10 protein-coding genes are annotated in these 12,590 nt (G+C 67.1%); 2 read left to right on the forward strand and 8 right to left on the reverse strand.

Translation table 11 applies throughout. From position 1 onward, the window contains the following. Positions 1-51 precede the first annotated feature (51 nt). The 5 genes from IAG39_RS13200 to IAG39_RS13220 form a co-directional block, all read right to left on the reverse strand. Positions 52-918 (reverse strand): ABC transporter ATP-binding protein, encoded by an 867-nt coding sequence (locus tag IAG39_RS13200; protein ID WP_059373457.1) that lies wholly within the window; start codon positions 916-918, stop codon positions 52-54. A 15-nt stretch (positions 919-933) separates the two neighbouring features. After that, positions 934-1,743, reverse strand: a complete 810-nt coding sequence (locus IAG39_RS13205) for an ABC transporter permease (RefSeq protein WP_187523943.1) — start codon at positions 1,741-1,743, stop codon at positions 934-936. Beyond that, complete coding sequence (locus IAG39_RS13210) at positions 1,740-2,603, reverse strand: ABC transporter permease (RefSeq protein ID WP_118932663.1); 864 nt, start codon at positions 2,601-2,603, stop codon at positions 1,740-1,742. The genes IAG39_RS13205 and IAG39_RS13210 overlap by 4 nt, the downstream gene beginning before the upstream one ends. Positions 2,604-2,612: 9 nt before the next feature. After that, complete coding sequence (locus tag IAG39_RS13215) at positions 2,613-3,719, reverse strand: ABC transporter substrate-binding protein (protein ID WP_118932662.1); 1,107 nt, start codon at positions 3,717-3,719, stop codon at positions 2,613-2,615. Positions 3,720-3,836: 117 nt separating this feature from the next. After that, positions 3,837-5,360, reverse strand: coding sequence for an amidohydrolase family protein (locus IAG39_RS13220; RefSeq protein WP_118932661.1), 1,524 nt, complete (start codon positions 5,358-5,360; stop codon positions 3,837-3,839). Positions 5,361-5,724: 364 nt separating this feature from the next. Between IAG39_RS13220 and IAG39_RS13225 the strand changes: the two genes are divergently transcribed. Continuing rightward, a complete protein-coding gene (locus tag IAG39_RS13225) occupies positions 5,725-6,585 on the forward strand; it encodes a DUF2272 domain-containing protein (RefSeq protein WP_165867835.1) in 861 nt (286 codons plus the stop codon). A gap of 25 nt (positions 6,586-6,610) precedes the next feature. On the opposite strand, the gene IAG39_RS13230 is transcribed toward IAG39_RS13225, so the two are convergent. Beyond that, entirely contained in the window at positions 6,611-7,825 is a 1,215-nt protein-coding gene (locus tag IAG39_RS13230) for a benzoate/H(+) symporter BenE family transporter (protein WP_118932659.1), read from the reverse strand. 204 nt (positions 7,826-8,029) lie between these two features. Between IAG39_RS13230 and IAG39_RS13235 the strand changes: the two genes are divergently transcribed. Next, positions 8,030-10,429: a DNA internalization-related competence protein ComEC/Rec2 gene (locus IAG39_RS13235; protein WP_262422100.1), complete on the forward strand. Its 2,400-nt coding sequence runs from the start codon at positions 8,030-8,032 to the stop codon at positions 10,427-10,429. Positions 10,430-10,444: 15 nt separating this feature from the next. On the opposite strand, the gene IAG39_RS13240 is transcribed toward IAG39_RS13235, so the two are convergent. Together IAG39_RS13240 and IAG39_RS13245 are read right to left on the reverse strand one after the other, a co-directional pair. Beyond that, positions 10,445-11,428, reverse strand: a complete 984-nt coding sequence (locus tag IAG39_RS13240; RefSeq protein ID WP_059373444.1) for a Bug family tripartite tricarboxylate transporter substrate binding protein — start codon at positions 11,426-11,428, stop codon at positions 10,445-10,447. A gap of 48 nt (positions 11,429-11,476) precedes the next feature. Next, a complete protein-coding gene (locus IAG39_RS13245; protein ID WP_118932658.1) occupies positions 11,477-12,565 on the reverse strand; it encodes an isocitrate/isopropylmalate dehydrogenase family protein in 1,089 nt (362 codons plus the stop codon). Positions 12,566-12,590 lie beyond the last annotated feature (25 nt).

Consider the following 12,590-nt stretch of genomic DNA (forward strand, 5'->3'; position numbering starts at 1 on the left):
CCAACCAAGCCGGCGGCGGCTGCCGCCGGCTTGCCTTTGTGCGCAAGGAAACTACCAAGCCATGCGCAAGCGCCCCAACGCGGGCAGTGCGCCCACCGTGGCCGCCAGGCCGCCAGGCGGCTGTTCTTCATGGCGGGCCACGCGCCCATCTGGATCGAGAAAATCGCTCAGCACATCGTCGCGCAATCGGATGAAGCGCGGATCGCTGCGGTTGCGCGGATGCGGCAGATCCACGTCGACGATGCGGCGGATGCGTCCCGGGCGCGGCTGCATCACCACCACGCGGTCGCCCAGGAACACGGCTTCCTCCACGTCGTGCGTGACCAGCACCATGGTGATCTGCTCCTGCTGCCAGATGCGCTGCAACTCGTTCTGCAGCCGCGACCGCGTCAACGCGTCCAGCGCGCCCAGCGGCTCGTCCAATAGCAGCACGCGCGGGCGGTTGACCAGGCCGCGCGCGATCGCCACGCGCTGCGCCATGCCGCCCGAGATCTGGTGCGGGTAGGATTTCTCGAACCCCTGCAGGCCGACCAGTGCAATGTGTTCGGCCACCAGCTCGCGCTTTTCTGCCTTCGACAGCGGTGCGTTGCGCAGCGCCGCCGCGATGTTGCGTTCCACGTTCAGCCACGGAAACAGCCGGTGGTCCTGGAATACGATGCCGCGGTCCAGGCCCGCGCCGCGCACTGGGTTGCCGTCCAGCAGGATCTGGCCGGCGTAGTCGCCATCCAGCCCCAGGATCAGGCGCAGCAGCGTGGACTTGCCGCAGCCGCTGGCGCCCACGATGCTGACGAAATGCCCGGCGGGCACGTCCAGGTTGATGTCCTGCAGGACTTGCAGCGCCTCTGCGCCGTCGCCCGGGCCGGCATAGCGCTTGCCCACGCCGCGGATGTTCAATTCCTTGCCGAAGATGCTCGTCATTCCTTTCCTACTCCATCAGGCGGCGCCGTAGCGGTGCCGCGCCAGCCTGCGCTCCAGCGCGCGGGCAAAGGCATTCATGGACCAGCCCACCAGGCCGATCACGAACATGCCGAAGATCACCAGGTCCATCTGGAAGTGTTCGCTGCCTTCGATCAAGGTGTTGCCGATGCCGTGGCCGGCCACCAGCAGGTACTCCGCGCCTATCGTCGCCAGCCAGGAGTAGATCAGCGCCAGGTACACGCCGGTGAAGATCGAAGGCGCGGCCGCTGGCAGGACCACGTGCAGCAGCGTCTGCCAGCGGGAATAGCCGTACACGCGGGCCACTTCCAGCAACGCCGTGGGGGTGCTGCGTATGCCATCGCAGGTATTGACGACCACGGGCACCAGGGCGGCCAGCGACAGGAACGTCACCTTGGCCACGTCGCCCAGGCCGAACCAGACCGAGATCAGGGGGATCCAGGCAAACAGCGAGATCTGCTTGAAAGTGTTGAAGCTGGGACCCACGATGCGGTTGAACAACGGCAGCAGTCCCAGCAGCGCGCCCAGTATCAGGCCGAGCGCGGTGCCTATTGCGAATCCGGTGAATTCGCGCGCCAGGCTCGCGCTCAGCGCGCGCCACAGCCGTCCCGAGGATATCTGGCTGGCCGCCGTCTCCAGCACCTTGCCCGGCGACACCAGCAGCGGAGTGGATACCCAGTCCAGCCGCGCCAGCGCCCACCAGGCCAGGATGGCGGCGGCGGGCAGCACCAGGCCACGCCAGCGCGCGCGCAACCAGGCGCTGCCGCGTCGGACCACGGGAAGCGTGGAGATGAACGCCGCGGTCATGTTCGGGCTCCGGTGGCCGCCGCGCCCAGGCGCGTAGCGGCCTGGCCGCCGCCCGCGCGGGTTTCGGCCAGGTCCAGCAGCTTGTCGATGGCGTAGCCGATGGCGCCCACCACTATCACCGCCGCCATCACCAGATCCAGCTGGAACAGTTGACGGCCGTAGACGATGAGGTAGCCGAGTCCTTCGCTGGACGCGACCAACTCCACCACCACCAGCGACAGCCAGGCCTTGGTGAAGCCCAGCCGCAAGCCGGTGAAGAGCGTCGGCAGGGCGTGGGGCAACACGACTTCCAGCACCTGCTGGCGGCGCGTGTAGCCATAGACGCGGGCCACTCCCAGCAGGCTGGTCGGGGTCTGCCGGAATCCCTGCAAGGTGTTCAGCGTCACCGGCACCAGCGCGGCCTTGGCGATCAGGATGTACTTCAGTGGTTCGCCTATGCCCACCAGCAGCAGGACGAAGGGCAGCCAGGCCAGGACCGGGATCTGCACCAGCGCATTGAAGGTGGGCAGGATGTAGGCTTCCAGTGGACGCCACAATCCCATCGCGGCGCCCAGCGCCAGGCCCAGCGCGCTGCCGGCCGCGAAGCCCACCAGCACGCGCTGCATGCTGGCTTGCACGTTCAGCCAGAGGTCGCCGCTGCTGTAGAGATCCTGCAAGGTCAGCCAGACGAAGCCGGGCGAGGGCAGCACCTGCGGCGAGATCCAGCCCTGCGATGCGCCCAGCTGCCAAAGCGCGAGCAGGGCCAGCGGCAGCAGCCAGGGCAGCAGGCGGCCGCCGGCGTTGCGCAGCAGGGCGGCAGGCGCCAGGCGCGGGCCGCGCCGCGCGGACGCAAATGGGGCGTTAAGCGTGTTTCCCGACATGGCGGCTCCTTATCGTGCGGCGGCGCTGGCCTGGCGCTCGCCCGCGGCCGGCTGGCCTTGCGCATTGAACGCGGTCCAGCGGGCGGCAAGATTGGCCTTCTGCAAGGCGGCGTCGAGGTAGCGCGGCTCGAACCAGCCGTCCACGCTCACGGGACGGCGGATCAGCTTCAATTTCAGCGCGTCGTCCGCCACGGCCTGGTAGCGCGCGGCGAGGAACTCGTCCAGCAGCGGCGAATTGCGCACGGCTAGCACTTCGCCGTCGAACTCTGCCTGCCAGGACGCGTAAGGCGTGCCGCTGCGCGCCCAGATATTGAAGAGCGCATCGCGGTTCTGCTCGTCCGAGGACCATTGCGCCGCACGCACGAACACGTCGACCACGCGCTGCACGGCTTCGGGATTCTCCTTTTCGAAATCCTCGCGCACCAGCAGCGACGCCTGGCGCGTGAACGAGGGATCCTGGCCCTTGGTCGAATAGATGATGCGCGCCAGGCCTTGGTCGCGCAGCTTGAAGTATTCATAGCCGCCGAAGGCCGCATCCACGCCGTTGGAGACCAGCGCCGCTTGCGCGCTGCCGGTGTCGAGGTTCACGCCCTTGATGTCGCGTTCGGTCAGCTGGCGCGAGGCCAGCACGTTGATGGCGACCAGATGGCCGTTGGTGCCGCGGAAGATCGACACCTTGCGGTCCTTCAGGTCGTCCAGCGATTGCAGCGGGGAGTCCTTGGGCGTGGAGACGTACAGGTTGTTGCGCACGCCGCTGCCCAACAGGATGCGGGTCTTCAACCCGTTGGAGCGGCCCACCACCGACGGCAGGTCGCCCTGGTAGGCGAAATCGATCTGCTTGTTCGAGAGCGCTTCGTTGACCGCGGGGCCTGCGCCCTTGAAGAACAGCCACTGTACTTCGGTGCCGGTGCCCTTGAAGGCTTCCTCCAGCCAGTTGTTGGCGCGCGCCACGCCGCCCGGCGAGCCGCCCCAGGTGATGGGGTCGCCGCCGCCGGCGGTCGCCACGCCGATGCGGACCACGTCGGGCGCGGCCAGGGAGGCGAGGCTGACGGCGCACAAGGCTGCGCCCAGCATCAGGCGTGAAATCAGGCTGCGGGGAGAGAGCAGGGTGCGCATGGTCGTTCCGTATATCGATGATGAAAGACAGGTCCGGGCTGGCAGGCGCCGGCCGCGGGCAGGACTAGGCGCCCGCCGGCATGTGCCGGCGGGCGGGATTGCGGGTACGCGATAAGGTCAGGCCGCGCGCTTTTCGGCGCGCGCCTGCAGCTTCTGTTCGATGCGCGTGCCCTTGAAAAAGTCGGGATGCGCCTGGGTGTAGAAGCGGTATGGGTTGTCGAACACCAGGGCCTTGAAATCCGCCGCGGAGATCACGCCGTCTTCCACCAGGTCCCAGCTTTCGGCCAGCGGCTCGGTCAGGTCCGGCACGTCCCAATGGCCGACGTCGGAGGACCAGATCGCGTTGAGCTTGGTGTTCAGCGGATTGGCGCGGTCGTTGAAGGCCGCCCCTATGGTCCGGTCGTCGGCCTCCGAGCCGAAATAGAAGCTGTCGACCCAGCGCTTGCGGATGTCCTCTACGTTTTCGATGCCGGCCGCGGCGAAGTCGTCGAGTTCATCGCCCTGGGGGTCGCGGCTGTGGTGCAGCGCCGACAGGCCCAGGCTGTCTCGCAACAGGGTGTCCTTGTTGAGCTCGCGCCCATTGAGCAGGTCCGCGCCGTAGCGTTCGAACAGGTCCGCCAGCAGCTCCACGTCCGCGTTGGCCGGGTTGTATTGCTGCACGGCGTTGCGGTTGCGCTTTTCCCAGCGGTCCACCAGGTGCGCGTACACATGCGCGCCCCAGTCGGCGCCGCCTTCCAGCAAGGCCACGCGCAGGTTCGGAAAGCGCCGCGTCACGCCGCCAAAGAAGAGCGCCTTGGCAAAGGCCTGGGAACCGTCGGCGAAGTGGCCGATATGGTTGAACATGTAATTGCTGATGGAGTGACGCCCGGTCCAGCCCTGGCTGCCGTAGTGGGTGGCCAGCGGCACGCCCAGCTCCACCGCCTTGGCCCAGAACGGGTCGTAGTCGTACTCGCTGTCCAGGCCGAAGAAATCCACATAGGACGCATGCCGCGCGATCTCCGGGAATTCGGCGGGCGGGTACTTGTCGGCGATGGCCTTGATCGGCCGGCGCACGCCGCCCGGGATGTTGGCCACCTTCAGCCCCAGCGTCTTGACCGCGAATTCGAGTTCCTCGATGGCTTCCTGCGGCGTGTTCAGCGGAATGCCTGCCACGGGCGTCAGGCGGTCGCTGTACTTGCGGTACTGGTCCGCATGGAAGTGGTTGATGGCGCGGTGCAGCGGCTGGCGATACTCGTCGCCCGCGCCCAGCGGCGCCAGCACGTCGTTGGGAAACAGGATGGAGTAGTCCGAGCCTTGTTCTTCCAGGCGCTCGTACAGCAGCTCCGGCAGCGTGACGGTCGCCAGGTCCAGGGTGTTGCGCGTGACGCGCGCCCACCAGGGCGAGCGCAGCGTGCGGTTGCGCTGCCGTTCCTCCGGGGTCTGCTGGTACCAGTCCTTGCCCTGGGACTTGGTGGCGAAGCGCGAGCCCTGCGTCTTGCGCAGCACGTCCACCAGCTTGGAACCGCCATAGTGCTGGATGTAGTCCTCCAGCACGGGCGCGTAGTCGTTGACGTGTACGTCGGTATCGATCACGGGATAGTCCAGCTTCGCCTTGATCGCGGCGGATCGGGAAGCCTGGGTACGGTGCAGCCGGTCGTTCATGCGGGTCTCCGAGAGTGAAACGGACGCGGCGCCTTGCGGATTCGGCAAGGCCGGCGCGGACAGGTCACATTACGGGAGTTGGCCGCCTGGCCAAACGACCGATTCGCAATTTCCAACTAAGTGATGTGCTTATGGCATTGGGGGAGATTGTCGGAATTCCGGCATTCCCATATTTGGTGCGGATGGTATCCGCGGCTGCGCCTCTCATGCGACCGGAGGAGGGCTAGTCGGGACGTTTTCGCGTACCGTCGGTCCACGCGGCATTCTGGAATCTGCGTCTCTTTTGGCATTTGGATAGACAGACAACATCTGCTCGGCCTGGCGTGCGCGGCTGCCCATGTCCGAGGAGCTCCGGGAGCGTTTCATGAAGCGTTTCGTCAATGTCGAGGCAGTCAACCTGCGGTCCATTCCCAGCACCGAGAACAACACGCCTGTCGGTAGCCTGACGTTGGGCCAGGAGGTTGACGATCTAGGGGATGCACCCGCGGGCTGGCACCATGTTCGGACGCAAATGGGCGGCTTGACCGTCGAAGGCTATGCGGTCGATGGCCTGGCGGATTCGAAATTCAAGTGGGCCCCCACAGCCAGGCAGCCAACCCTGCGGCCACCCGATACCCGGGCTCGCGAGACGCTCGTGGCAGCGGCGGTGGAACAGTGGCTACGATTCGACAAAGGGCGGGGAAAGGAGACCGTCGAACCCTATAGCAGCTACATCCACGAGATGTGGAAGGCGCTGGGCAAGAATCTGAGCGGAAAGGACACCGGCTATCCCTGGTCCGCCGTCGCTATTTCTCTCATGGTGAGCAATGCGGCCAAGGTCATCCCGGAATTCAAGGCGTTCAAGCGTTCCATCGGTCACGCGGCGTACATGTGGGATGCCATCAAGAAGCGGGCGAGCCAGGACAAGTCCGCGCCGTTTTGGGGCGTACGTATAGCGGAAGAAAAGCCGCAGGTCGGCGACATCATCGGCAGTTGGCGGGACAAGCCCTACACGTTCGATCAATATCTCGCAGCCTCAAAGAATCCGGAAGCTCCCAGCCATTCCGACATCATTGTGGCGGTAGGCACCGAAGTCGCGTTGGCCATAGGCGGCAACGTCAGCCAGTCGGTCTTCGTTACCGGGTATCAGCTGACGGCGGACGGCAATATCGCGAAGAACCAGCGTTTCTTCAAGGAAAAGCTGGTTGGAGAAGCCATCGTCCTGATGAAGAACCGAATCGATTGAGGGGAGCGGTGTTGCGCAAGCAATCTCAAGCCGCCGGCTGCTTCGCAAAGTCGCCGCGCTCCAGGACGAAGCTGGTCGCCACGCCGAACACCACGCCCCAGAACGGCGCGCCGATGCCCAGCAGCGGCAGGCCGCCCAGCGTCACCAGGAAGGCAACCAGGGCGCCCAGCGTGAAGTGCTGGCGGAACGCGGTGTGGAATGCGCCTTGCAGGATGCGTAGAAGCGCCAGGCCCGCCAGCGTGGCGACAAAGGCCGCGGGCGTGGCCAGCAGCGCCTGCGTGACCAGGGGAGAGAACAGGCCGAACACGATCACCATGACCCCGAGGAAGATCGCGGCCAGCCAATGCCGTGACGCGTTGGCGCCAGAGGCAATGATGGCGTTCGACGGCCCGGCCAGACAGGTGGAGACGCAGCCCAGGCAGGCGGTCAGCGCCGAGAACACGCCGCAGGCATTGGTGATGGCGTTGACCGGCGGGCGGTGCAGCGAGTTGCGCAGCACGGCAATGCCTTGCGCGTTCTGCACGGCGATCACGGTCACGGCAAGCGGCAGCACCAGCTCGAACGCGGCGGCCCACGAGAACACCGGCGCGTAGAACTGCGGGCTTGCCAACGAGGTCGCAAACGTCACATGTTCCAGCGCGGGCGTCCTGCCGGTGAACGCCAGCGTGCACACGCCGGCGATGAGCGCGCCGATGATGGGAGAGAGCCGCTTTTGCACCGCGGGAAACAACGAGACCGCGAAGAAGGTCGCGGTCATGGCGCCTGCCAGCCAGGGATCGGAGGCGAACGATCGGATCCAGTCCAGCGCGAAGCTGAGAAAGACGCCCGCGACCATGCCCATGACGATGGGCATGGGGATGCGGTCCATGATGGCGCCGACCCAGCCCGTCAGCCCCAGCACCAGCATCAGCGCGGCGGTCAGCAGGTAGGCGCCGATGACCTCGGCGAAGGGCAGATGCTGCAGGGCGCTTGCGACCAGCACCGCGCCCGGGATGGTCCAGAGAAAGGCCAATGGTTGCCGGTAAATGGCCGACATCACGATGGTGAGAATGCCGTTGAGCACAAAGGCCGCGAAGATCCAGGAGGCGAGGGTGGCCTGGCTGAGACCCCCTTTCACGCCGGCGCTCAGGATGATGGCTACCGGCGCCGAGGCGGAAAACAGGAAGGCGACGAAAGCGTTCGTCAGCTCAGTCGCCGGGAACGAGGACGGGGCGGCTGGGATCGTTTCTGGGTGGGCCATGGACTTATCTCATTAATGAGTGAAGCATTTTGCCGAGCACCGAACAATACAGGAAATATCGCGTGCGGCGGCACGCTGGTTGCACCTGCGCCCAGCCGAGGTGGGCAAATCCGGTCACTCTCATGCCCGTGCGGCAATGCATGCGCCTACGCTCCCCGGTTTTGGGAGATCGCTATCACTGGCCGAATATTCTGCGTCGCGTTCGTGGCTGGCGCGGGACTGGTCCAGGTATCCCCGCGGCCGCCCTGCGCAGGTGCCGCATGGTGGCTGGCAGGGGCTTGCCTGCTTGCACTGGTTGCCTGCCTGCGCTCGCGGCCTCGTCTGGCGCGCCAGCTTGCCGCCTTGACGCTGGGCGTGTGTGCGGGTTCGCTGGACGCCAGTCTGCAAGCCCGAGCCAGGCTGGACGACGCGCTGTCGGACGAGCACCAGGACGCCGTGTCGCGCCTGGCACTGCGCGTGGCCAGCCTGCCCGCTGGCGACGAGCGCAGCCAGCGCTTTCTGGCCGAACTCGACGAACCTGCGCCGCCCGGCATTCCCTCGCGCATCCAGGTCGCCTGGCAGGCGCCGCCCGGCCCGCAGGCGCTGCTTCCCGAAATCAAGCCCGGCCAGGTCTGGCGCATGGCGCTGGTGTTGCGGCGTCCGCACGGCTTGTTGAATCCAGCCGGACCGGATGTGGAAGGGCGCCTGTTCGCGCAAGGGATACGGGCGGTAGCTACGGTCCGCGGGCAGCCCAGGCTGCTGGCGGACCGGCCCTGGGCGACGCCCGGCATCGCCATTGAGCGGGCGCGCCACAGCGTGCGGGAGGGCTTGCGCGCGGCCTTGGGAGAGCATCGCTACGCGCCGGTGATGATCGCCTTGGCCATTGGCGACCAGGCCGGCGTGGCGCGCGAGGACTGGCTGCTGTTCAACCGCAGCGGCATTACCCATCTGGTGTCGATCAGCGGCATGCATGTGACGTCGATCGCGGGCATCGCCGGGTTGCTGGTGGCGGCGCTGTGGCGGCGAGGACGGTGGCGCGGCGCGGGGCTGGCCGAGCATGTGCCTGCGCGGGTGGCGGGCGGGGCCGCGGCCGCGCTGGTCGCGCTGCTGTATTGCCTGCTGGCCGGCTGGGGCGTGCCGGCGCGCCGCACGTTCTTCATGCTGTCGGTGGTGCTGGCGGCCGCGGTGTCGCGTTTGCCGCTGTCGGGCGGCCGGGTGCTGGCGTGCGCGGCTGCGGCGGTCGTGGCGCTGGATCCGTGGGCGCCGGTGTCGGCGGGATTCTGGTTGTCGTTCGGCGCGGTGGCGGTGCTACTGCGCATCGCAGACGCGCCGATTGACCGCGAAGCCGGCTGGCGCCGGCGCTGCACGGCCAGGCTGGCGCAGGCGGCGCGCCTGCAGCTGATGGTGACCGTGGGCCTGACCCCCTTGCTGGCTTACCTGGTGCACCAGGTATCGCTGGGATCGCCGCTGGCCAATGCGGTGGCGATCCCCGTCGTGACCTTCATCGTGACGCCGCTGGCCTTGCTGTGCGCGGCCTTGTCGGTCTTGCCGGGCGCGCAGGGGCTGGCCGAGTTGGCCGGGCGATGGGGTCTGCAGGCGTTTGACCTGACCATGGCGCCGGTGTCCTGGGTGGGCAACGCGTCGTGGGCCAGCATGCCGGTTGCGGCTGCGCCATGGCCATGGCTGCTGTTGGCCGTGGCGGGCATGGCGTGGGCGCTACAGGTGCGCGGGTGGCCGGGCAGGCATCTGGGGTGGCTCTGCATGCTGCCGTTGCTGTTTTGGCGGCCCGACCGGCCCGAGCCGGGATATTGGCGCATGAGCGCGATGGATGTGGGGCAGGGCAGCGCCATCCTGGTTGAGACGGCCAGCCAGGCCTTGCTGTTCGACGCGGGGCCGCGTCATTACGGCGGCAGCGACGCGGGCGAGCGCGTCGTCGCGCCGTTCCTGCTGGCGCGGGGCATCCGGCAGCTGGACGTGCTGGTCCTGTCGCATGCCGATCTGGACCACGTGGGCGGATTGCGCGCGGTGCTGGCGGCGGTTCCGGCTGGGCGCAGCTACACATCGTTCGATCTGGCTGCGTTCCTGCGACGCGATATCCGGATGTGGCCGCAAGCCGGCAGCGCCGCGCCGCCATTGCCCGCCGACATGGGGCGTTGCCAGCGCGGCATGAGTTGGGAGGCGGACGGCGTGGCGTTCACCTTCCTGAATCCTGCCGATGGCGGTGGCAAGAAGGGAGAGGGCCGCAATGCCGATAGCTGCGTGCTGCTGGTGCAAGGTACATCGCATGCGCTGCTGCTGACGGGCGACGTGGGCGTGGCTCAGGAAAATGCGCTGGCCCAGGCATTGCCCCAGGTCGACGTGGTGATGGCGCCGCATCACGGTTCGGCATCGTCCTCGGGCCGGGATCTGGTGGACGCGTCCGCCGCCGGCCATGCGATCGCGCAGGCAGGGCATCTGAACCGCTTCCGCCATCCGGCCCGGGCGGTGGAGTTGCGGTGGACGCGCGCCGGCGCGGCGTTCTGGCGCAGCGACCGCGACGGCGCGGTGATGGCGACTTCAGGCGCCGGGGGGCTGGAGGTATGGGCAGAGCGTGAGCGCGGGCGGCGGTACTGGCATGGGCGCTGAGGCCGCCCGCGGCGTTCAATTGGCGCCGAGCAGGTTCGCGCTCTTGACCAGCGACGATACGCGTTGCGAGTCGCGCTTGAGCAGATCGGAGAATGCGATGGGGCCGCGTTCCTGCGTGGTAGGCGCTTGCGCCGCCAATTGTTCCAGACGAGTCTTGAACTCGGGGGTGTCTATCGCTTGCGACAGGGCGGCGGCCAGTTTTTCGACCACGGGCTGCGGCGTGCCAGCCGGCGCCACCAGGCCATTCCAGATAGCCAGATCGAACTCAGGCAGCCCGCCCTCGGCAAAGGTGGGGATGTCCGGACTTTGCGTCAGGCGCGCAGTTCCGGTCACTGCAATGGCTTTGACGCGCTTGTCCTGATGCAGCGGCAGCATAGTCACGGTCTGGTCGATGACCCCGTCGATCATGCCGCTCATCAAGTCGGTCAGCGCGGGACCTGTGCCGCGATAGGGAATGAGTTCGCCGCGTGCGTCGGCGAAGTGTAGAAACATGGCCTCGGCCAGGTGCGCCGTGCTGCCCGGCCCGCTTGAGCCCAGGTTGAGCTTGACGGCGTTCGCGTCGCGGATGCGCTTGAGCATGGCGGGCAGATCCTGGATGCCGCTCTTGTTGCTGACCGACAGCACCATGGGCACGGTCGCGACGATGCCGATGGGCGCCAATTCCTTTTGCGGATCGTAGTTGGCCTTGGGATGCAGATGCGGCAGGATCGCCAGCGACATGTTGTTGAAGGCCAGGGTGTAGCCGTCCGGTGCGCTCTTCTGCAGCTTCTGCATGCCGATGAGGCCGCCGGCCCCGCCGGAGTTTTCGACGACCACCGTCTGGCCCAGTTGCTTGGACAGCGACGTGGCCACCAGGCGGCCCAGCGTGTCGCTGGTGCCGCCGGGCGCGAAGGGCACGATGACCGTGATGGCGCGGCTGGGATAGTCCTGGGCGGCGGCGGGAGCGGCAAAGGCTGCCGCGGTCAGGGCGGCGCACAGGAAGGGGGTGATGCGTAGCATGGGGTGTCTCCTCGTATTCTCTTTTCTAGGTGGGGATCGGCCTGGCCGTCAGCGCGACAACGCGCGGCAGACGGCGTCGGTCATGTCGGTGCAGCTTGCCGTGCCGCCCAGGTCGCGCGGCACGTGGTCGCCTTTGGCCAGCACCTGTTCGACCGCGCGCTCGATGCGTTGCGCGGATTCGGAGAGCGCGGCATCGGCATGCTTGTCGCCCAGCCAGCGCAGCATGAGCGCGCCCGACAGGATGGTGGCCAGTGGGCTGGCGGCGTTTTGGCCGGCAATGTCGGGCGCGGATCCGTGCGCGCCCTGGAACAGCCCATGGGTGTCGCCCAGTTCTGCGGAGGCCGACAGGCCCATGCCGCCTATCGTGGCGGCGCCCAGGTCGGAGATGATGTCGCCGAACATGTTTTCCGCCACGATCACGTCATAGAAATCCGGCCGCTTGAGCATGTGCACCGTGATGGCGTCGGCATAGGCGTAATCGATTTCTACGTCGGGATAGCTGGCGGCCACGTCATCGCAGACCGCGCGAAAGAAGGCGTAGGTGCGCAGGATGTTGGCTTTGTCGCATACCGTGACGCGGCGCTTGCCGTCACGCGGCGCGCCGTTGCGCTGGCGCGCCAGCTCAAAGGAAAAGCGGGCGACGCGTTCGATGCCCTTGCGGGTGACGACGATGGTGTCGGTCGCCACTTCGTCGCGCAGCACGATGCCGCCGCCGCGGCTGGCGTACAGGCCTTCGGTGTTTTCGCGCACGATGACGTAGTCGATCTGTCCGGGCTTGAAATGCTTGAGCGGCGAATCGACGCCCTGGTATAGGCGGATCGGGCGCACGTTGGCGTACAGGTCCAGCCGGAAGCGCAGGCGCAGATGCAGGTCGTTTCCGACTTCGGTGCCGTCGGGATAGGTCACGCCCGGCATGCCCGCCGCGCCGTGCAGGATGGCGTCGGCCGCCTTGCAGGCTGCGTAGGTGTCGTCGGGCAAAACCTGGCCCGACCTGACGTAGTGATCGGCGCCGCCGTCGTAGCTGCTGAATGAGAGCAGGTCGGCGCCGCAGGCTTCCTTCAGTACGGTGATTGCCGATTGGCAGACCTCCGGACCGATGCCATCGCCGTCGATGGTCGCAATTTCATACTTAGCCATGTGTGGCTGTCTCCTCGTGAGGGTT

The sequence above is a fragment of the Achromobacter xylosoxidans genome, from assembly GCF_014490035.1.
In the GTDB taxonomy this organism is placed as follows: Bacteria; Pseudomonadota; Gammaproteobacteria; order Burkholderiales; family Burkholderiaceae_B; genus Achromobacter; species Achromobacter bronchisepticus_A.

Bases quoted from the DNA above. Each gene is read 5' to 3' on its own strand.
- IAG39_RS13215 (WP_118932662.1), bottom strand. From the start codon at position 3,719: ATGCGCACCCTGCTCTCTCCCCGCAGCCTGATTTCACGCCTGATGCTG.
- IAG39_RS13230 (WP_118932659.1), bottom strand. From the start codon at position 7,825: ATGGCCCACCCAGAAACGATCCCAGCCGCCCCGTCCTCGTTCCCGGCG.
- IAG39_RS13205 (WP_187523943.1), bottom strand. From the start codon at position 1,743: ATGACCGCGGCGTTCATCTCCACGCTTCCCGTGGTCCGACGCGGCAGC.
- IAG39_RS13220 (WP_118932661.1), bottom strand. From the start codon at position 5,360: ATGAACGACCGGCTGCACCGTACCCAGGCTTCCCGATCCGCCGCGATC.
- IAG39_RS13245 (WP_118932658.1), bottom strand. From the start codon at position 12,565: ATGGCTAAGTATGAAATTGCGACCATCGACGGCGATGGCATCGGTCCG.
- IAG39_RS13225 (WP_165867835.1), top strand. From the start codon at position 5,725: ATGAAGCGTTTCGTCAATGTCGAGGCAGTCAACCTGCGGTCCATTCCC.
- IAG39_RS13200 (WP_059373457.1), bottom strand. From the start codon at position 918: ATGACGAGCATCTTCGGCAAGGAATTGAACATCCGCGGCGTGGGCAAG.
- IAG39_RS13240 (WP_059373444.1), bottom strand. From the start codon at position 11,428: ATGCTACGCATCACCCCCTTCCTGTGCGCCGCCCTGACCGCGGCAGCC.
- IAG39_RS13210 (WP_118932663.1), bottom strand. From the start codon at position 2,603: ATGTCGGGAAACACGCTTAACGCCCCATTTGCGTCCGCGCGGCGCGGC.